The sequence below is a fragment of the Algorimicrobium algoritergicola genome (genome assembly GCF_008086165.1).
In the GTDB taxonomy this organism is placed as follows: Bacteria; Bacteroidota; Bacteroidia; order Flavobacteriales; family Flavobacteriaceae; genus Algorimicrobium; species Algorimicrobium algoritergicola.
In genome coordinates this window covers 283918-306047 of record NZ_VSKL01000005.1, presented here as the reverse complement: position 1 = coordinate 306047, position 22130 = coordinate 283918, and the positions used below count along the sequence as shown (strand labels likewise).

The 22130-nt window shown below is 33.5% G+C and carries 18 protein-coding genes; 7 read left to right on the top strand and 11 right to left on the bottom strand.

The window, feature by feature from the left end; translation table 11 throughout:
* Positions 1 to 705: 705 nt before the first annotated feature.
* The 4 genes from thrS to rplT all read left to right on the top strand — a co-directional run bounded on the left by thrS (position 706) and on the right by rplT (position 3941).
* Entirely contained in the window at positions 706 to 2643 is a 1938-nt protein-coding gene (thrS, locus tag ES675_RS13350) for a threonine--tRNA ligase (protein WP_066257287.1), read from the top strand.
* A 32-nt stretch (positions 2644 to 2675) separates the two neighbouring features.
* Positions 2676 to 3230 carry a translation initiation factor IF-3 gene (gene infC, locus ES675_RS13345; RefSeq protein WP_197503540.1) on the top strand — a complete coding sequence of 185 codons (555 nt, stop codon included), beginning with the start codon at positions 2676 to 2678 and terminating at the stop codon, positions 3228 to 3230.
* 72 nt (positions 3231 to 3302) lie between these two features.
* Complete coding sequence (gene rpmI / locus ES675_RS13340; RefSeq protein WP_066257277.1) at positions 3303 to 3500, top strand: 50S ribosomal protein L35; 198 nt, start codon at positions 3303 to 3305, stop codon at positions 3498 to 3500.
* A gap of 96 nt (positions 3501 to 3596) precedes the next feature.
* Positions 3597 to 3941, top strand: coding sequence for a 50S ribosomal protein L20 (gene rplT / locus ES675_RS13335; protein ID WP_066257274.1), 345 nt, complete (start codon positions 3597 to 3599; stop codon positions 3939 to 3941).
* A 404-nt stretch (positions 3942 to 4345) separates the two neighbouring features.
* On the opposite strand, the gene ES675_RS13330 is transcribed toward rplT, so the two are convergent.
* From ES675_RS13330 to tgt, 10 genes are all read right to left on the bottom strand, one after another.
* Positions 4346 to 6739, bottom strand: a complete 2394-nt coding sequence (locus tag ES675_RS13330; RefSeq protein ID WP_066257200.1) for an Ig-like domain-containing protein — start codon at positions 6737 to 6739, stop codon at positions 4346 to 4348.
* Between the two features lie 100 nt (positions 6740 to 6839).
* Complete coding sequence (locus ES675_RS13325) at positions 6840 to 7508, bottom strand: LytR/AlgR family response regulator transcription factor (protein ID WP_066257197.1); 669 nt, start codon at positions 7506 to 7508, stop codon at positions 6840 to 6842.
* Positions 7501 to 9201 (bottom strand): tetratricopeptide repeat-containing sensor histidine kinase, encoded by a 1701-nt coding sequence (locus ES675_RS13320; protein ID WP_066257188.1) that lies wholly within the window; start codon positions 9199 to 9201, stop codon positions 7501 to 7503. Before ES675_RS13320 ends, ES675_RS13325 begins: the two co-directional genes overlap by 8 nt.
* A 795-nt stretch (positions 9202 to 9996) precedes the next feature.
* A complete protein-coding gene (locus tag ES675_RS13315; protein WP_066256721.1) occupies positions 9997 to 11181 on the bottom strand; it encodes an asparagine synthetase B in 1185 nt (394 codons plus the stop codon).
* A 139-nt stretch (positions 11182 to 11320) separates the two neighbouring features.
* On the bottom strand, positions 11321 to 12340 hold the full coding sequence (locus ES675_RS13310) for an AI-2E family transporter (RefSeq protein WP_066256684.1): 1020 nt from the start codon (positions 12338 to 12340) through the stop codon (positions 11321 to 11323).
* A 131-nt stretch (positions 12341 to 12471) separates the two neighbouring features.
* On the bottom strand, positions 12472 to 14007 hold the full coding sequence (gene dnaB, locus ES675_RS13305; protein WP_066256690.1) for a replicative DNA helicase: 1536 nt from the start codon (positions 14005 to 14007) through the stop codon (positions 12472 to 12474).
* A gap of 168 nt (positions 14008 to 14175) precedes the next feature.
* Positions 14176 to 15129, bottom strand: coding sequence for an acetyl-CoA carboxylase carboxyltransferase subunit alpha (locus ES675_RS13300; protein WP_066256693.1), 954 nt, complete (start codon positions 15127 to 15129; stop codon positions 14176 to 14178).
* 146 nt (positions 15130 to 15275) lie between these two features.
* On the bottom strand, positions 15276 to 16181 hold the full coding sequence (locus ES675_RS13295; protein ID WP_066256699.1) for a DMT family transporter: 906 nt from the start codon (positions 16179 to 16181) through the stop codon (positions 15276 to 15278).
* Entirely contained in the window at positions 16168 to 17244 is a 1077-nt protein-coding gene (locus ES675_RS13290; RefSeq protein WP_082986013.1) for an LptF/LptG family permease, read from the bottom strand. Before ES675_RS13290 ends, ES675_RS13295 begins: the two co-directional genes overlap by 14 nt.
* A gap of 17 nt (positions 17245 to 17261) precedes the next feature.
* Positions 17262 to 18392, bottom strand: coding sequence for a tRNA guanosine(34) transglycosylase Tgt (tgt, locus tag ES675_RS13285; protein WP_066256705.1), 1131 nt, complete (start codon positions 18390 to 18392; stop codon positions 17262 to 17264).
* 168 nt (positions 18393 to 18560) lie between these two features.
* Between tgt and ES675_RS13280 the strand changes: the two genes are divergently transcribed.
* The 3 genes from ES675_RS13280 to ES675_RS13270 are packed head-to-tail and all read left to right on the top strand — an operon-like array spanning position 18561 to position 21026.
* On the top strand, positions 18561 to 19406 hold the full coding sequence (locus ES675_RS13280) for a transketolase (RefSeq protein WP_066256708.1): 846 nt from the start codon (positions 18561 to 18563) through the stop codon (positions 19404 to 19406).
* 32 nt (positions 19407 to 19438) lie between these two features.
* Positions 19439 to 20392 carry a transketolase family protein gene (locus ES675_RS13275; protein WP_066256710.1) on the top strand — a complete coding sequence of 318 codons (954 nt, stop codon included), beginning with the start codon at positions 19439 to 19441 and terminating at the stop codon, positions 20390 to 20392.
* A gap of 49 nt (positions 20393 to 20441) precedes the next feature.
* Positions 20442 to 21026 carry an outer membrane beta-barrel protein gene (locus tag ES675_RS13270; protein WP_066256716.1) on the top strand — a complete coding sequence of 195 codons (585 nt, stop codon included), beginning with the start codon at positions 20442 to 20444 and terminating at the stop codon, positions 21024 to 21026.
* A 72-nt stretch (positions 21027 to 21098) separates the two neighbouring features.
* On the opposite strand, the gene ES675_RS13265 is transcribed toward ES675_RS13270, so the two are convergent.
* The gene (locus ES675_RS13265) at positions 21099 to 22118 is read right to left on the bottom strand and encodes an FKBP-type peptidyl-prolyl cis-trans isomerase (RefSeq protein WP_066257332.1); all 1020 of its coding nucleotides are present in this window, start codon (positions 22116 to 22118) and stop codon (positions 21099 to 21101) included.
* Positions 22119 to 22130: the final 12 nt, after the last annotated feature.

Genomic DNA, 22130 nt, shown 5'->3' with positions numbered 1-22130 from the left:
ACTTAGCTTTTCAATAAATGCTTCTGAACGTTGCTGAAAACGTTGCCGTTTTTAGCGGCTGCAAACATACAACCTTTTTTATTCCTGCAAAGCTTTTTTTAGTTTATTTTGAAAGTTTATTTCTAATCCCAAATCACTAAATCTTTTTATGCTTTTTAAGGAACTTTGCTTTCATCAGCGTTGCTGTTTTAAGCGGCTGCAAATATACAACCTTTTTTATTCCTACAAAGCTTTTTTTGATTTAATTTGAAATTAAATTTCTAACCCCTAATTTAAACTTTTATTTTGCCTCTCAATGAACGTCGCTGCCAACTGTGTTACCGTTTTTAGCGGCTGCAAATGTACAACCCATTTCTACCCTTTTACAAACTTTTATTCATGTTTTTTTGAAATAATTTTCTTCTTGCAGTATATCAAGTGGTTACACGGCCCGTTTTAACTTAACAAATCATCTATAATGCCTTTTGGGTTCGCTTTGATTAACAGCTGCGTTCCTATTTGTCGTTTTCCAATCAAAATCAACATACATGATATAGTATTATGATTACACATTAATACCTTTATTATAGGAAGAAGTTCCAGACAACGCCCATTAATATAAGTAAGAGGCCTTACTAATCAGTTTTCTAAATTTATACCTATATATATATTGTATGTAAAAATTTATCCTATTATATTTGTCCTTTCATAATTACACAATATATAATGATAGATATTACATTGCCAGATGGCAGTATTAAGTCGGTTGAGAAGGGAACAACTTCCATGGACGTTGCTAAAAGCATCAGCGAAGGATTAGCCAGAAACGTTATTTCTGCAAAATTTAATGATACGGTTGTAGAAACCAAAACCCCATTAACAACAGACGGTACTCTTGTTTTATACACCTGGAACGATGATGAAGGTAAAAAAGCATTTTGGCATTCTTCGGCACATATATTAGCTCAAGCTATTGAAGCACTCTACCCTACTGCCAAATTATGGGTTGGTCCTGCTATTGAAAATGGTTTTTATTATGATATTGATTTAGGTGACGAAACCATTTCAGATAAAGATTTTAAGCGTATTGAAGATAAGATGCTGGAAATAGCACGTGGAAAACACGAATTCAATATGCGAGAGGTTTCAAAACTAGAAGCACTATCTTATTATAGAGATAATAATAATTATAAGTTAGATTTAATAGGAAACCTTGAAGATGGCACGATTACATTTTGCGATCATGACACATTTACCGATTTATGTCGTGGTGGCCATATTCCAAATACCGGAATTGTCAAAGCCGTTAAAATATTAAGTGTGGCTGGAGCTTATTGGAAAGGTGATGAAAACAACAAACAGTTAACGCGTGTTTACGGGATATCATTCCCTAAGCAAAAGGAATTAACAGAACACCTTCACTTATTAGAAGAAGCTAAAAAACGCGATCATAGAAAGCTTGGAAAAGAGCTTGAATTATTTACATTCTCACAAAAAGTAGGTCAGGGCTTACCATTATGGTTACCTAAAGGCGCTGCGTTACGTGAGCGTTTAGAGAATTTCCTTAAAAAAGCACAAAAGAAAGCAGGATATGAAATGGTTGTTACACCGCATATTGGCCAGAAGGAACTTTATGTAACATCTGGACACTATGAGAAATATGGTGAAGATAGCTTTCAGCCTATTCTAACACCTAAAGACGGCGAAGAATTCCTATTGAAACCAATGAATTGCCCACACCATTGTGAGATATACAATAGTTTTCAGTGGTCTTATAAAGACTTACCAAAACGTTTTGCTGAATTTGGAACCGTTTATAGATATGAACAAAGTGGAGAATTACATGGTTTAACGCGTGTTAGAGGTTTTACTCAAGATGATGCGCATATATTTTGTACACCAGACCAATTAGATAAAGAGTTTAAAGATGTTATTGATTTGGTATTGTATGTGTTTGGATCTTTAGGGTTCGAAAACTTCACAGCACAGGTATCTTTACGTGATCCTGAAAATCCAGAAAAATACATTGGAAGTAATGAGAATTGGGAAAAAGCAGAAGCTGCCATTTTAAATGCGGCCAAAGATAAAAACTTAAATTTTATTGTAGAAACTGGCGAAGCAGCTTTTTACGGCCCCAAATTAGACTTTATGGTTAAAGATGCGCTTGGAAGACAATGGCAACTAGGTACCATTCAAGTGGATTATAATTTACCTGAACGATTTGAATTAACTTACAAAGGTAGTGACAATGAGCTACACCGACCAGTCATGATTCACCGTGCGCCTTTTGGTAGTATGGAACGATTTGTTGCCATTTTACTAGAACACACCGCAGGTAACTTCCCGTTGTGGTTGGTGCCTGACCAAGTAATTGTATTATCTATTAGTGAAAAATATGAGAAATACGCGAAAAAAGTTTTAAATTCGCTAGAAAATGACGAAATTCGCGCCCTAATTGACAATAGAAACGAAACGATGGGTAAGAAAATTCGGGAAGCCGAAATGAAGAAAATCCCATATATGATTATTGTTGGTGAGAATGAAGAACAAGAAGGTAAAATTTCTGTTCGTCAACATGGTGGTGAGGATCTTGGCATGATTTCTGTACAAGAGTTTACTGAATTGTTGAACATAGAAGTCAATAAAACATTAAAGCAATTTTAATAAAAAATAAGTTAAACTAAAATTATAAGGCCATAGCAATACGTAGAAGAAGACAAGCTCCTCGTCGAGTAAATCAAGAAGATCAGCACAAAATCAACACTAAAATTAGGGTTGAAAAAGTGCGTTTAGTAGGTGACAATGTTGAAGTAGGTGTCTACCCAACAAAAGAAGCATTGGCAATAGCTGATGAGCAAGGGCTTGACCTTGTTGAAATATCACCAAAAGCAGATCCTCCTGTTTGTAAAGTGATGGATTATAAAAAGTTTCTTTATGAACAAAAGAAACGTGAAAAGGTTTTAAAAGCGAAAGCTTCAAAAGTTGTTGTAAAAGAAATTCGTTTTGGTCCTCAAACTGATGATCATGATTACGAGTTTAAAAAGAAACATGCCGAGAAGTTTTTACAAGAAGGTGCAAAGCTAAAAGCGTTTGTATTTTTTAAAGGCCGATCCATTGTTTTTAAAGAACAAGGACAAATTCTATTGTTGCGTTTAGCGCAAGATTTAGAAGATTTAGGTAAAGTAGAACAAATGCCTAAACTGGAAGGTAAACGTATGACGATGTTTATTGCTCCAAAGAAATCAAAATAACAAAAAAGCTGTTCTCGACGCTTCGAGACAGATTGAAGATAGTAAGCGAAATAACTTAAACTAGGAAGAAAAATGCCTAAAATGAAAACCAAATCTAGTGCCAAGAAAAGATTTAAAATTACTGGTACTGGTAAAATAAAAAGAAAGCACGCTTTTAAGAGTCACATCTTAACAAAGAAATCTAAAAAGCGTAAGTTAGCATTAACTCATAGTACGTTAGTACATGCGAACGATGTTAACAGCATTAAGGAACAATTACGATTAAAATAATTGTAAAACGTTTCGGTTAGAATTATTTATAAACCCTGGAGTTAGGCTCAAAAAAGTATCTGAAAAAGATCGCCTACTACAAAAAAATTAAAAATTATGCCAAGATCAGTAAATTCTGTTGCCAAAAGAGCCAGAAGAAAAAAGGTGCTTAAACAAGCAAAAGGTTACTTCGGACGTCGTAAAAACGTTTGGACAGTAGCAAAAAATGCGGTTGATAAAGCGATGCAATATTCGTACAGAGACCGTAGAGTTAAAAAGAGAACATTCCGTACATTATGGATCCAACGTATTAACGCTGGAGCTAGACAACATGGTATGTCTTACTCACAGTTTATGGGTAAAATGAAAGCTAACAATATCGAATTAAACCGTAAGGTTTTAGCTGATTTAGCTATGAATAACCCAGATGCATTTGCAGCTGTAGTAAATAAAGTAAAGTAAGGCGTTTCGCCTATTGTAAAACATATTTCGCTTATAAAAAATCCGATTCTTAATTGAATCGGATTTTTTTATGCTTTAAAATAAAAACAGCGATTCGGAAAACCATAACCGCTGCTTCTTTTTTGCTAATTAATCAAATCCCTTAAACCTAATTAATTTAAACAATATAACTATTCCGCCATATTGATCTTAATAGCTTACTGATAGTAAATTTAATGCTAAAAAACACCCATGCAAAAAAAGCGTTTTGAAATGCAGTGGTATGTATGTGAATGTAAATTCCCTTATATTTTTACGCTAGTTCTAATTGAAAAGCTTACTTCATATTTCATATAAGTCACAAAAAAACAGCGACATCTAATTTAGATGTCGCTGCCTTAAATAGAATCTATTTACTAATTCAACTAGTATTTAATAACTCTTTTTATAATTTCGTTATGGTTTACTTCAATTTTTAATAAATAAACACCATCCTCATAGTTGCTTAAATCTATGATAGATTTCGTGGTAGTTTCTGTTTTATTTAATAACAATCTTCCGTTTAGGTCGTATACTGTAATTTTTGATTCCAATGAATTCGGAAAACTAATGGAAACATGGCCATTCGTTGGGTTTGGATACATCCGAATGTTTTTTAAGACTTCCACTTCTTGTAAACCTAAAGTGTCTTGGATATTTACTACAATTTCAACACGTTCACTTTCGCAACCATTAGCATTGGTACTTGTTACCCAATATGACGTTGTGCCAATTGTATCTGTGCTAGGTGTTGGTGGATTTACATCTCCAATTCCTCCGGTTTCTGTTGTGTACCATAATAAACCTGTACCACCTGTTGTTGCTGTTAAGGCGTTGGCAGTGTCTCCTATTTCGTAGGTTATTTCTGTGGTTGCTGTTGGTGCATTTGGTGCTTCAACAATGGTAACATCTACACTATCAGTTGCTTCACAACCATTTGAACCTATTGTTGTTACTGTATAAACACCAGAAGTTTCCGCTGTTATTAAAGCATTTGTAGTACTCCCTGAAATTGTACCACCATCTGTAGCTGCCCAAGAGTATGAGGACAAATTTGTGCTTGTAGCCGCTACAAAGTTACTTACGGTTACATTTGCTCCTCCGTTTTGGTTAGTAAGCGTACGCATAGTAAACGCAAAGTAACTATTTGCTGGAACTGTTATGGTCATAGTACCAGATTGAGATGAACTTCCATTTTGGTCGAACCCATTAAATAAAGTAGGTGCTCCGCTAATTCGTACAAGTGGATAATCGTCAGATGCACTTCCGCCAGATGCGTAATTCCAAGAAAATGAAATAGTCGTTTCCAGAATGCATTGAATAGTGTATTCTGTGTCTCCTAAATTACCACTACCAGTATTGCCACCCCAAATTTGAATACTACTAGGTGCATTTGTTTCATCCACGAAACCATCTGAAAGAAAGGTTGAAGAAGACCAATTACTTGGTGTATAACCGCCTTGAAAATCTGAAGATGTTGCAGATTCTGTTGCTATTGCTGTAATTGTTGCATCTTCTTGTGCACAAAACGATGCTGTTTCTGCTTCAATAGTTACGGTTGGTGCTTCGTTTATAGTTACACTTACTGAAGTCCGTTCACTTTCACAACCATTGGCATTTGCTTCAGAAACATAATAGGTTCCTGTTGTTAATTCTGTTGTAGATTCCAATGCAGAACCTTCTGTTGCTACATTATACCAAATTATAGTTGAACTAGATTCTGGTGCTAAATCTGCAACGGTTGATAAACCACAAAATGCTTGTGCTTCTGCTGTTGGTGCATTTAAAAAAGCAGGTTCTGATATTGTTACTGATAACGCAGAAGTGTCGCCAAAACCACCTCCTAACTCACAGCCATTGTCATCGATTATGGATAATAAATTATATGTCCCAGATGGTAAGTTGCTTATAGAAGCGGTTGTTTCTCCATTACTCCAGAAATAAATATAAGGTGCTGTTCCACCTGATACTGTTGTTGTAATGCTACCATCATTGTCACCATTACAACTTACATTTGTGGACGTTGCTGTAACCGTAATTGCTGTCGAAACAGTTACACTTACCGAAGTTCTGTCGCTTTCTGTTCCATTTACAGTTTGAGAAACATAATATGTTACAGAAGAAAGTTCTGTAGTATTAGCTAAGGCCGTACCACCTGTTTCTGCTGTGTACCATTTTAAATCTGTACCTGTAGCTACCAAATCGGCAACGGTTGCACCTGAACAAACGCTTTGAGCAGATGCTGTTGGTGCGTCTGGTCCTGTTGTAACGTAGGTGATAAACCACATATCTCCCAAATTATAAAAACCAGTGCTTCCTTCTTGAAAATATAAACCACCATTAGGATAAGAAGTTCCAGGAGATGTAATACTTGTATCCATATCAAAGTTTTCAAGCATGATAAGACGCAAGGTATACATAGTACCTGTTGTAATAGCAATACCGCTGTTCGCAAGCGTGAAACTTATTTGATTTGGACCAAAACTTAAAGGAAAATAAGTTTCTGTAGTGTTTAAAACATTACCAGAATATCCATTACCCTCGTAAATTATTAAGTCAAAACCCTGAACAGTGGAAGCAAAATCATTGCTCACAATTTTAAGATCTATTTGGGTTAATGTTCCGGTTAGTCCTGCTGTAAATGATTGCCCTCCAGCATTTGGGTAATTTGTACCAAGAGTAGAACTTTCTTCTGGTGAATTTTGCTGGTCAATAGTTTGACCAAAAATTATAAATTGACATAATACTGCCAATGGAAATAGGTAAAGTTTAAATTTCATAAAAATAGATTTAGTTTGAGTTAATTTGGCTCAAAACTAAATTTTAATCCATGAAACGCAAATAATTAGGGTTGAGATGCAGCGTCTTGTATGTAAACGGCTACTTAAAGTGTTTAGCAAACGTTCGAGAAAGTGGTATTTCTACACTGTTTATAATGACAGAGGTTGCAGTTAATCTTTCAATTTTATTACTATTAATAAGAAATGAGCGATGCGATTGCTTAAAAACATCAAGTGGCAATAATTTTGAAATCGTATTTAGAGATTGCCTAATTGTATACTTCCTTACATTGGTATAAATATTAATATAATTGCCATCTGCCATAATATACATTATATCCGAAAATTCTAAACTTATAGTATCATAGCCATCTTTAAACTGAAACGTTTGCGATTGCTTTTTATAAATTGCCAAGCTAATCGACGCCAAGAGGTCTACCTTTTTTATAGGTTTTGTTAAATACGCGTCTGGATTTGTTTTTAAAGCTGCACTCATTAAGGCATAATCTTGTTGACCAGTGATAAAAATTACGGTTGCATGATTATTTTTAAATTTAGATAATTCAATTCCGGAATTTTTACCACCTAAATTAATATCCATAAGAATAATATGAGGCTTAAAATGTGTCATGTTATATTCCGCATCTTCCTTGGTGTGTGCAATTTTTATATTTTTAAAATGCGCATCTTGTAGCATTTCCAAAATATACTCCGATATAATGACATCATCTTCTACTATTAGAATTTTATCATTTTGGGTTTTAGTCATTATCCATCTCTTTTTCAAATGAAAATGAAAAGCCATTTTCAGTATTTATGGTATATTTTATCTTTAATTGACGGCAGATTTTATCTATCAACTTTGGTTTTATACTATGATTAATTTTAGCATGACCATTATCCGAGTATTTAAAATACAGCAACTCATCACTATGCAACAATTCAAAATTGATTGTTTTTAATTCTTGCTTTTCAAAAGCATGTTTAATGGAATTAATACAAAGTTCCGTAAGGAGTAAACCAAAATACATAGCATGGTCTGAAGGTATTTCTACAGCGTCAACATGAAAATTTGTTTTAATATTATTTTCCTTAAATACATCAAAAAAACTAATCTTAACATCATTTAAATAGTCATGGATATCAACTTTTTGCTTATCCTTATTTTTATACAAATGCTTATGCAAGGTTGAAATAGCATCCACTTTTGTTAATATACTTTTAAGCTGAAACGTATTGTCTGTTGATGATCTTTTCAACTGATCTGAAATAAGAATAACGACAAGTTGTAAATTATTATTAATTCTGTGATTGGCTTCGCTTAATAGAAATTCATTTTCTTGAGATAGTGATTGTAACTGCCTGTTACTTTGTCTTGTTTTTTTAAGAAAATAAGCAATCAATAATGCTACAACAATAGCAAACAAAAATAAACCCAGGCTTACATACAAATCAATTTTATTAGAGGCTAGTTCTTTATTCTTATTTTTAATTTCAAGGGTATTTATTTTTATTTGATTTTCCTTTTCTGCTAGTTTATACTTTTCCTCAAGTTCGTATAGAAATTTATCATGCTCTTTTTTATTATACTTATCTGTGAGCACCATGCGGTAAAGTAAATAATCGTACGCCTTTTCATTATTACCTAATTTTTTATAGGTTTCATAAACGTTGATAGCAACTATAATTTCATTATATAACAAGTCGTTAGCTTTTGTGTAATCTAAAGCCTCCAACCCTACTTGTAACGCTTTTTGTAATTGATTATCTTTAATTAAAGCATTGGTATAGTTAATATAAACATCAGCTTGATGTTGTACCAAATTATTATTTTTAGCATATTCTAATAATCCTTCAAAATAATTAATGGCTGTTTTTATATCTCCTCTTCGGTCATAAACACTACCCATTTCTAATTTTGAATAAAATATATTATCCTTAAGGTTTACTTTTTCTGCCAGTTTTAAAGATTTATTAGCGTAAATCATGACAGAATCTAGATTACCAAAATGCTGAGAGAAAATAGCGGCTCGCCGACCGTAATAATTGGATAAATAAAAATCGTTAATTGGGTTGTTTCTTTTTATACTTTCGGCTTTGAGTTGATGATCTATTGCCTCTGGATAGAGTCCTCTTTTTCTATAAAACTCTATCATTTTAACATGATACAGAAATTTTAATTGGAGATCTCCAGTCCGTTCAATTTCATCATAAGCCTGCATCAGATACTCATTGGTGTTCTTAAAATCCAATCTTAATTTATAGATGTCAGCCAATCCTATAAGTAATTTTATTTTTTGTTCGGTATGCTTTGGGTTCGTTAATTTGGTATTGTAATAGGCAATGGCATCGTCCAATCTATTTTCATAAATAAGATTTTGACCATGAATTATTACCGAATCATTTTGAGAAAATAATAGTTGTGATAACAATAAGAAAAAATAAATTATACGGTGTTTCATTCTGGGTGTTTTGCTATCATTTTACTACTCTAAAAGAAAGCAATATTTACTTGGTTGATAAATTTACCGGAATTAAGCTTTTATAAATTTTTTGGTTATTTGTTCTTTTTCCTAAATAACTTCTTTAAAATATATTTTTATCTATTGCTAATAGGTTGTTTTTTAAAAAACAAATATTCCCTATAAATCATATATTGAAAAATAATATAAAACAATGAATTAAAAACCCAAATATCGATATACGGATCTCTAAACAAAACTAAATCTAAATTTCCAGATAAAAATATGGTAATACTACAGCATAAATATAAAATTAAACCTAATGAAAAATTAAAATAATTATGTTTTTTCTCAAAATTTTTAATAATGAATAACAGCGCATAAACCACTAAAATAAAAGATGTTGAAACAATTTCATAAATATTAAAACTCCAAAATAATTCAGGGTACAAATAATATATATATGCTAAAATTAATATTTGTACGATAAAAACTAAAACTATTATTTGCTTAATAATTTTTTCTTTGAAAAGCTTATGGAATAGAATACTTAAGAAGGTAAATTGAAAAATAAAATAAAAATGCGAAATAAATAAATTCAAATTTGGATACAAATATCCAATAATATGACAGGTTATTTCTATGATTAACAATGAAATTATGTATACCAAAAACACCTTATAAACCTTCTTATTTACTACAGAGTCTGTTACAAATAAAACGGTATTAAATAGTAAAAAACCCAATCCTAATAAACTAAAAAGAAATACATATATTACATTCATAAACTAAAGATTACGTTTTCTGTTTCTTCTTTCTAGCCGCAGGAAACAGCACGTTATTCAAAATTAACCGGTAACCAGGCGATGTTGGATACAAATCCAGTTCCGTTTTCGGATCACCAACTTTATGTGTGTAATCCTCGGGATCATGACCACCGTAAAACGTAAAAAACCCCTTCCCTTTTATTCCATGTATGTATTTGGCTTCTCCATTGGTTTTGTTTTCACCTAAAACTAACACATTTGCTTTTATCTGATCACGACTATACGACGTAGTTTGTCCCATAAACCCTTTTACTAAAGCCGTATGATTTTGATTTAACATGGTTGGAATTGGATCCCATTTTGCCGAAAAATCCATCAGCGTAAAATAATCTGTCATTTTTGGAATTTGGCGTTTTGTTGTCATATCAATTGATGAAAACTCATATACATTAGGATCGCGTTCTAAAATATAATCTTTAAATGCGAAGGTTCTATTATAATCAATTTTGCTTTGGTAATTAGCATCACTTGCATCACCATCAAACATGGGCTCGCAAATATCAACACCATCGGCAGATAATGCAATATCAAAACTATCCGTAGCACTACACATGGCAAACATAAATCCACCACCTATAACATAATCTCTAATCTTGTTAGCAACCGCTAATTTCTGATCGGAAACCTTATCATACCCTAACCGTTTTGCCAGAGCTTCGGCAGCTTTCTTTTCTTCAATATACCAAGAAACAGCTTTGTAGTTGGCGTAAAACTTTCCGTATTGCCCAGTAAAATCTTCATGATGTAAATGCAACCAGTCATATAATAACAAGGCATCATTCAATACCTCCTCATCATAAATTGTTTCGTAAGGAATTTCAGCATAGGTTAAAACCATAGTTACAGCATCATCCCAAGGTAAATTCCCTTTTGGTGAATACACTGCAATTTTGGGTGCTTTTTCAAGTACAACGGATTCCATATTTTTACTCGGACTACTAATTTCTGTAAGAATAGCTTCTGCTTTAGCATCGGAAAGAACTTCAAATGACACACCACGAATTTGACATTCCCGACGTATACGTTCCGTATCTGGAAGCAAAAATGAACCACCTCTATAATTCAATAACCAATTTACTTTTAATTGATTATCCAAAGTCCAATAGGTAATACCGTAAGCCTTCAGGTGATTTTTCTGGCTTTCGGCATCCATAGGAATTAAAATATAGGATGCAAAACTATTTAAGGTGAACAAAAACAGTAAGAGAACGGTTAACTTTTTCATAGTTGAAAGATACTGAAAATATAGACCTTTCAAATTAATTTAAAATAATTTTAACCTGTAGTAAGACTTAATTTTTACCTGATAATAAGTTGGCGATGACTTTGGTACTTTCAAACTGTTCCAGCATAATTTTTAAAGTTACTGTAATCGGAATAGCTAGAATTAAACCCGGAACTCCCCAAATATAACCCCACAACATCAACATAACTAATACAGTTATTACGTTTAAGGAGAAGGATTTTCCCATAAAAATCGGTTCTAAAATAGAACCAAAAAGGACTTGAACACCAGTAATGGATACCACAAAGAAGAATAAAACACTAGTAGGATCTAGTTCAATAAAAGCAAATGCCGATAATAAAACAACCGTTATTATGGAACCAACCATTTGCACAAAATTAATTAAGAAAGCGAATAAGCCCCAGAATATGGGAAAGCTTACATCAAAGAACAGACACGCCAAACCGGTTCCAATTCCAGTAGCCAAGCTGACTGCAAATTTCACTTTAACAAACGTCATTAAATCATTTTCAATTTTAATAAACGTTTTAACCGAGGTGTGTTTCAGTTTAAGTAGCGTGTTATTGAGCACTTTTTGAATATTGATGGATTCTGCCAACCACAAGACAACAAAAAACACCGTCATTAAAATCATGGTTAATGTTTTCCTAACAAAATCTATAGTAACACCAATTGTTTCTTCATGAATAAATTTTTTAAAGAGACTTTCTTTACTATCTACTTCTATTCCAAAGGTTTCATTGCCCATGAGCAAAAGTGCGTCGAATTTTTCTTCAGCTTTGACAAAAAATTCAGTTTCCGAATTTAAAATCTCACGACCCGAAACTTTAACCAATTCCAAACCAATTTTTAAACCTATAGCAATTAATAAAAGAACAAGTATAATACTAACAGCTTTTGGAATCTTCTTTCTGCCTAACCAACGCATAAGTGGTAAAAACAATAAGGCAATAAACATGGAGAAAATCAACGGAATAAAAATAAACGATAGTGTTTTCAATAAAAAAAACACCAACGGTATCACGATGATGGATAATAATATATTTGTAGTACGCAACTGGTTCATATAAAAGCTACAATTAAATAGAATTGCAAAATTAAGTCAAAAACATGGTATGCCTGCTAAAAGTTAGGACAATTTTAAGTTTTTAAAATTAGAAAGAAATTGTTTAAAATGAGTTGCGCCAATCAGCTGGTTTAAAACGGGACATCATTATCATCTGGAGCACCAAACGCATCATTCGGCGATGGGAAATGGTCTGCTTTAAACGTGTTATCATTTGCGGCTTCGTTCATTTTAGAATGAAATTCATGATCAAACGGTGTATCAAAATCATCTAAATTATCAAACTTACCAAGATTACCTATAAATTTCAATCTAATGTTATCCAATCCACCATTTCTATGTTTTGCAATAATAAATTCCGCTTGACCTTCTGTTGGCGAGCGTTCATCATCATCCCATTCATCAATTTTATAATATTCTGGACGGTAAATAAAACTTACAATATCCGCATCCTGCTCAATAGCACCAGATTCACGTAAATCAGATAGTAAAGGACGTTTACTTCCGCCACGCGTTTCTACGGCACGCGATAATTGTGACAAAGCAATAACTGGAATACTTAATTCCTTGGCTAGCGCTTTTAAGTTTCTGGAAATAGTAGAAATTTCTTGTTCACGATTTCCGCCTTTCTGACTTCCTCCAGCTGTCATTAATTGTAAATAATCCACCATGATTAATTTAATACCATGTTGTGATGCTAAACGTCTAGCTTTTGCACGTAAATCAAAAATAGAAAGCGATGGTGTATCATCAATAAATAAAGGCGCTTTTTCAAGACCTTTTACTTTTACGTTTAGTTGTTCCCACTCGTGCTTTTCTAGCTTTCCGGTACGTAGTTTTTCTGAAGACAATCCTGTTTCACTAGAAATAAGACGCATAATTAATTGTACCGAAGCCATCTCTAAAGAAAAGAAAGCCACAGGAATATTTTGATCTACGGCAATATTTCTAGCCATAGATAAGGTTAAAGCTGTTTTACCCATACCTGGACGTGCTGCCACAATAATTAAATCACTTTCTTGCCATCCAGAAGTTAACTTATCTAACTTGGTAAAACCTGTTGGAATACCACTTAATCCATCTTTATTAGATATTTCTTCAATTTTTTTCTTGGCTTGAATAACCAAGCTTTGAGCCGTTTCACTGGATTTTTTGATGTTTCCTTGTGTAACTTCGTATAATTTGGATTCTGCTTTATCTAATAAATCGAAGACATCTTGCGTTTCATCGTACGAATCTTCTATAATTTCACTCGAAATTTTAATTAAACTTCGCTGAATAAATTTCTGTAAAATAATACGTGCATGAAACTCAATGTGTGCAGAAGATGATACTTTTTGTGTTAATGAAATCAGGTAAAAATCGCCACCTGCAACATCTAGTTTTAAATTTTTCTTTAACTGACTAGAAACGGTTAATAAGTCAATAGGTTCACTGTTTTCAAATAACTGAAAAATGGCTTCAAAAATATGTTGATGTGCTTCTTTATAGAATGCATCTGGGCTTAAAATATCAATAACCTCATCAACTCCCTTTTTATCAATCATCATAGCTCCAAGCACAACCTCCTCTAAATCAATAGCTTGTGGTGGTATTTTACCTTTTTCAAGACTGATTAAAGTGCTTTTATCTACGGGATATCCCTTTATTTGATTCGGTTGTTTCATAGGAGCGAAAGTAATTAAAAGGTTGCTATAATGATAGCAATTTTAGAGTTTCGTTGTTAACCATAAGTTAACAATTTAACTGTTAATAAGTCGAATATATTGTTAATAGGCATAAAAAAATCTGAAATAAAAAATTTCAGATTTTAAGGTTGTATGGTATGAAAAGGATTAGCCTTTAAAAACACCCATATTCATATATTTATCCATTCTATTTTTCACTAATTCTTTTGGTGATAAGTTTTTAAGCTCCTCAAAAGATTTTAAAATAGCCTCACGAACCGATAAAAAAGTTGTTTCACGATCACTATGAGCACCACCAAGTGGTTCCTTAATAATCTGATCTACTAACTTCATTCTTTTCATATCTGTAGCTGTCAATTTTAAAGCATCGGCTGCTAATTCCTTGTATTCCCAACTGCGCCATAAGATAGACGAGCAAGATTCAGGAGAAATTACAGAATACCAAGTATTCTCTAACATCATCACTTTATCTCCAACTCCAATTCCTAATGCACCACCTGAAGCACCTTCACCAATAATAACGGTGATAATTGGTACTTTTAAGCGTGTCATTTCTAATATGTTTCTAGCAATAGCTTCTCCTTGACCACGTTCTTCCGCTTCTAAACCTGGATAAGCACCAGGTGTATCAATTAAAGTAATGACTGGAATACCGAATTTTTCAGCAGATTTCATTAAGCGCAATGCTTTTCTGTAACCTTCAGGGTTCGCCATACCGAAATTACGATACTGACGTGTTTTGGTATTATACCCTTTTTGTTGGCCAATAATCATAAATGTTTGATCACCAATTTTACCCAAACCACCAATCATGGCTTTATCATCCTTTACGTTTCGATCACCATGAAGCTCTAAAAACGATTCACCACAAAGTGCCTTTACATAATCCAATGTATAAGGACGGTTTGGATGACGTGACATTTGTACACGCTGCCAAGGCGTTAAATTCTTATATATATCCTTTTTAGTAGCAATCAGTTTCTTTTCAATCTGCTTACAAGTCTCAGTTACGTCTACTTCACTCTCCGTACCTATTATCTCACATTTCTGTAACTGATCTTCAAGTTCTTTAATGGGAAGTTCAAATTCTAAATATTCCATAGGAATTTTTAATTTAAATTAGTTAGCCTACAAACCTACATATTTTTTTCATTTTAAACCGAAGTAAAAAGACGAAATATTAGGCATGCATAGCGCTTTTTACAAAAGTACTAATTACCAATTACATGGTAAAAGTATTATTAATTTTATGACACAATTGTTACTTTATTTCGGCGATTTCTTCTATTTTTCAATATGCCGTTAAGTAGCACAACACTAATAATAATAGCCGCTCCAATATAAAAATTAGTGCTCATTTTTTCATTTTCAGGAAAAATAAGTATCGCTAGAATGATGCCGTAAATTGGTTCTAAATTATAGGTTAATACAACCGTAAATGGACTTATGTATCGCATAACATACACCGAAGCAATAAATGCATATGCTGTACACACGGAAGCCAAAATTAAAAGGTAAATTATATCCGATAGATGGAGCGCAAAAAATTCAGAAGAAAAACCATTACCTGCAAAAAACAGATACAGACTTATAAAAATGACGCCACTAATAAACTCATAAAACGAAATGACAGTTGCCGAATGCTTCTCTAAAAACTTACCGTTTAAAACAGCAAAAAGCGATGACAGGAAGGCTGAAACAATACCCAAAACAATACCTAACCAATAATGTAGTTCGCTTTGTGTAATAATAAAAACACCTATTATAACGAGAATCCCAAAGAGGATTTCATAACCTATCAGTTTTCGTTTATAGATTAAAGGCTCAATAAAGGAAGCAAAAAAAGCTCCAGTAGAAAACATGGCTAAAGTAATAGAAATGTTAGACACTTTTATAGCTGCAAAAAAGGTAATCCAGTGCAATGCTATTACAATGCCTGCAAAACCTAACATGAGCATGGATTGAAATGAAATTCTAATTTTTGCTTTCGAAAAATAGACATAAACACCCATAAAAATCAGGGCAATTAGCATGCGATACCAAACAAGAGAAACTGCCTCAATAGAAATTAACTGCCCTAGTATAGCCGTAAAACCAGCAATAAAAACCAACAAATGTAAATGTGCGTAGTTTTTTAGTTTATCGTTTAGCATTATACAAGAGGTAAGAAGCTAATATACCGAATAATATATTTGGGAACCACACGGCAATAAGTGGCGGGAAATCTGATTGAGATGCTAATACACCAAAGATCTTATCAAAAAACACAAATACCATGGCAATACAAATACCAAACGCCAAGTTTACACCCATTCCTCCTCGCCTTTTAACAGACGAAACAGCAACGGCAATAATGGTTAAAATAAATACAGAAACGGGTAAACTCCAAATTCTATATTTCACTAATTTGTAACGGCTAATGTACGAAGAACCACGTGCTTCTTCTTTTTCAATAAACCTATTTAACTCACCATATTGTAAGGTTTCCGCAATATACTCCACCGGTGTTAAATCTTCTAAATCAAAATCAAAATGAACATCTTTTCGTCTACTTTCCTCCAGAATATCATCGCCTTCGCCTATGGTTCTTTTTACATAATTGGTAAGCCTGTAGGTAGAATCTTTTTCTACGTAGCGAATCGTATTCGCTGTAATTTTATAGATTACTCTATCATTCTCAATATGTTCTAAGGTAAAATTTTGTCCCAATTTTTGTTTGGTATCAAAACTACTTACATAGATATAATCGTTGTCATTAATCTGCCTATAAACATTTTGATTATCTATAGGACTTTTATTGGTCTTTAAGTATTTATAGTTGAAATCATTAAAACCTTTACTCGCTTCTGGTGCTAAATAAAGACCCAAAACCAAAGCCAAAATTGAAACTATGGTTGCTCCTATTAAATAAGGTCTTAAAAATCGAGTAAATGATACGCCTGAACTTAAAAAGGCGATAATTTCCGTATTATTTGCCAATTTGGATGTAAACCAAATAACAGATAAAAACAAAAATAAGGGAAATAATAGATGTGCAAAATAAATAGTGAAATCTAGAAAATACAGCATGACCTCGCCAAAAGGTGCTTCATTCTCTAAAATTTTACCAATCTTTTCAGCTAGGTGAACCGTTATTCCAATTGGAATAAACAGCAACAACATGACAAAAAACGTGAAGAGATAACGTTTTAATATGTACCAATCTAATATTTTCAATTTCTGTATCTTCTAAATTAAAGTCGGTTATCCATTTGTTTTACCATCTTGTCTTTCCAAGTGGCAAAATCTCCTGCTAATATATGTTTTCTCGCTTCACGAACCAACCACATATAAAAACCTAAATTATGAATGGTAGCAATTTGTTTTCCTAACAGTTCATTAACGGTAAATAAATGTCTTAAATACGCTTTGCTATATTCGGTATCAACAAAGGTGATTCCCATTTCGTCAATAGGCGAAAAATCTTCGCGCCATTTTAAGTTTTTAATATTTATGGAACCATGAGCAGTAAAAAGCATCCCATTTCGCGCATTTCTAGTTGGCATTACACAGTCAAACATATCAACACCTAGAGCAATATTTTCTAAAATATTAATTGGCGTTCCAACACCCATTAAATATCGTGGTTTATCTTCAGGTAAAATAGCGGTTACTACTTCTGTCATGCCGTACATTTCTTCAGCAGGCTCACCAACAGATAATCCACCAATTGCATTTCCTACCGCGCCAGCATTGGCAATATATTCTGCCGATTGTTGTCGTAAATCCTTATACGTGCTTCCTTGAACAATTGGGAAAAAAGCTTGATCATAACCATATTTTAGTGGGGTTTTTTCCAAATGATTAATACATCTATCCAACCATCTATGTGTCATGTGCATGGAACGTTTGGCATATCTATAATCGCATGGATATGGTGTACATTCATCAAAAGCCATGATAATATCAGCACCAATGGTACGTTGAATTTCCATGACATTTTCAGGTGTAAAGAAATGGTAACTTCCATCAATGTGACTTTTAAACTTAACGCCTTCTTCCTTAATTTTTCTATTTGCAGAAAGTGAATACACTTGGTAACCTCCAGAATCGGTTAAAATATTCCGATCCCAATTCATAAATTTATGGATTCCACCCGCTTTTTCCAATACATCTGTTTGTGGACGCAAGTATAAATGGTAGGTGTTTCCTAAAATAATATCGGGATTAATTTCATCCTTTAGTTCACGCTGATGCACGCCTTTTACGGTTCCAACGGTTCCTACAGGCATAAAAATTGGTGTTTCAATTACACCATGGTCAGTTGTTAATTTTCCAGCCCTTGCTTTTGTTTTAGGGTCGGTTGCTTTTAAGTCAAATGTCATATTCAAATTATCATGAGAGGGCAAATATAAATAAGATATTACGATGTACTTCTTAATAAAATCAAAATTGTTAGCAAATGCATTGAAATCGTTAATAAATGCACTTAAACTCTTATAATAAATCTAGATAAAGCGTTATTTTTGCAGCATAAAAATAACAACACACACATGTCAAACACACAACAATTAGAAAATTTAACAACCCAAGTACGTAGAGATATTTTACGTATGGTACACAAGGTTAACTCTGGACACCCAGGAGGTTCATTAGGTTGTGCCGAATTTTTTGTAGCACTTTACCAAGATATCATGGACCGTAAAGACGGTTTTGATATGGATGGTATTGGTGAAGATTTATTCTTTTTATCAAACGGTCATATTTCACCAGTATATTACAGTGTTTTAGCGCGATCAGGCTATTTTCCAGTAGAAGAATTAAGCACATTCCGATTAATTAACACCCGTTTACAAGGACACCCAACTACGCATGAAGGCTTACCTGGTATTCGTATTGCATCAGGATCTTTAGGTCAAGGTATGTCAGTTGCTTTAGGAGCCGCTCAAGCAAAGAAATTAAATAATGATAAGCACTTAATTTATAGCTTACATGGTGATGGCGAACTTCAAGAAGGGCAAAACTGGGAAGCTATTATGTATGCTGCAGGTAATAAAGTTGATAATATTATTTCGACTATCGATTTAAACAGCCAACAAATTGATGGTTCCACGGATGATGTGTTACCAATGGGAAGTTTAAAAGCCAAGTTTGAAGCGTTTGATTGGACGGTTGTAGAGATTGAAGAAGGCAATAATATAGACGCTATACTAAAAGGTATGGCTGAAGCAAAATCGAAAACAGGACAAGGCAAACCGGTTTGTGTTTTACTAAAAACCGTTATGGGTAATGGAGTCGATTTTATGATGCATACACATGCATGGCACGGAAAAGCACCTAATGACGAGCAATTAGCAATAGGTTTAGAGCAAAACCCGGAAACTTTAGGCGATTATTAATTAAAAAGACTTCCACTTTGGTGGACATACATATGAAAACATATACAAACACAGGAAATAAAGATACACGTTCAGGTTTTGGAGCTGGATTAACCGAATTAGGAAAAACAAATGAAAATGTTGTGGCTCTTTGTGCGGATTTAATTGGTTCTTTAAAAATGGATGATTTTAAGAAGAACCATCCCGAACGTTTTTTTCAAGTCGGTATTGCGGAAGCCAATATGATTGGTTTAGCAGCTGGTTTAACCATTGGTGGAAAAATTCCATTTACAGGAACCTTTGCTAACTTTTCAACAGGTCGTGTTTACGATCAAATTCGTCAGAGTGTTGCCTATTCAGGTAAAAATGTGAAAATTTGTGCATCGCATGCCGGTTTAACTTTAGGTGAAGATGGTGCAACTCACCAAATTTTAGAGGACATTGGTTTAATGAAAATGTTGCCAGGCATGACGGTTATTAATCCATGTGATTATAACCAAACTAAAGCAGCAACTATAGCCATTGCAGATCATGAAGGTCCTGTTTACTTACGTTTTGGAAGACCGAGTGTGGCCAACTTTACGGCTGCTGACCAAAAATTTGAAATTGGCAAAGCCCTACATTTATTAGATGGTACTGATGTAACGATTGTTGCAACGGGTCATTTAGTTTGGGAAGCTCTTGAAGCTGCTAAAACATTAAATGAGAAAGGTATTTCTGCTGAAGTGATAAACATTCACACAATAAAACCTCTAGATGATGCCGCTATTTTAAAATCAGTTAAAAAAACAGGTTGTATAGTTACGGCTGAAGAGCACAACCATTTAGGTGGTTTAGGGGAAAGTGTTTCCCGCGTATTAGCAACAAACTATCCAACACCGCAAGAGTTTGTAGCAACGAATGACACATTTGGAGAGTCTGGAACGCCTGCTCAACTTATGGAAAAGTATGGTTTAAATGCAGAAGCTATTGTAAAAGCGGCAGAAACTGTCGTGAATAGAAAATAAACGAATCATTTTTTCGTTTAAAGGAGGTAATCAAAAAAAACAAATAATTATGAAATATCTTGTTTTAAGTCTGGTTGCCTTTTTTTTATTTATAGGCACAGCAACAGCTCAAACCGCAAGTGGTTTTGGTTTTAAAGGTGGTTTAAACTACAATGCGAATGGTAATTATTATGAGTCAGCTGTTAGCGCTGCTGAAAAACCAGACCGGAATGTAGGCTACCACTTTGGTTTATTCTATAAAGCTGGTGGTAAGATTTTTGCCAAACCAGAATTGGTTTATACAGCCACGAAGAGTAAATATAATACTGGTGATTTTAAAATGCAAAAAATTGATGCACCACTATTAGTTGGCGTTCGAATTTTAAAAGTTCTTAATGTTTTTGCTGGTCCTTCACTACAATATATTATCGATTCAGAATTTGATGGGATTAATATTGACTCCATAGAAAACGACTTTACAGTTGGACTCAATTTTGGTGTAGGGTTTAGCCTAAAGAAGATTGGATTTGATTTACGCTACGAACGTGGTTTCAGTGATAATGAAGCCGTATTTGCCACGGATAACGGATTAAGTATTGGAAGAATAGACACACGTCCTGATCAACTAATTTTAAGTATTTCACTTTTGCTTTAGAGTTGAAGCTACATTATAGAAAACAAAAAAACCGCGAATTGCGGTTTTTTTGTTTTTTACTAAAAGCAGAACTTATAATTCTGGAATAGTATCTATATCTAAATAGTCTGGAATACCATCTCCATCCCTATCTGTCACAATAACAGTTTTGATGGTTATAACACCATTTCTTTCTGTACGTGAACCTTCAAACTCATTTTCAGCAAATACAGGTTCGGCATCACCTACCATAATGGTATACTCACCATAATCTAATTCATCTTTGGTAAAATAGCCATCACCATCATCATCAGTATCTAAAAAATCTGGTGTAAAGTTGCCATTTGTATCATCATCATACACATCGCCATTTCCATCTATATCTTCCATCCATGACGGAATTCCATCAATATCATGATCTAAAATAGCACGTTTGTACAAATTAAATTTAAATATTAACGGCGTATAACCTGGAACACCAACAAGTGGTTGATTAAAATAACCTAAACGCGAAGGAATGAAAACAGCACCAATTCCGTGATTATGGTAAAACACAGGTCCATCATCCTCAATAGTAAAGTTATCACTGGTTTTGAATTCAATAATTCCCTGTTGAAAACCTGGCACAACACCTGAAGAGGAACCAACTGTTAATAGGTTAAATTGAGACTCGTTTACAGCACTATCAAAAACAAAATTATCTATTGTACTACTCCCTTCATAAATTAAAGTCGCTTGATCTGTAAAGTGGATTTCTTTACCAAGTCCTTCACGAACCTTTAAGTAATAAAGTTTATAATCAATACCATCAAAAGGGACAATTTTAAAATCCACCATATCCTTTAATGGTGTTTTATCAGCATTATCACCTGCAATGGTGTCAAAAACTATTCGAAATGCATCATTCTCTAAACTGTAAGGGCTGTTTTCTTGAAATTCTTCGTAGTTATAAAAATGTGTTTGCAGATATGCTTCAATATCTATAAGATCTTCTTCGTAAACTTCAGTAGCATCCCTAAGTGGTGTAACCTCTGGTCCTCCATCATCCTTTTCACAGGCAGTAAATACCGCTGAAACAATTAAAAGAAGAACTAATATTTTTCTTAATTTCATTATTGCTTATTT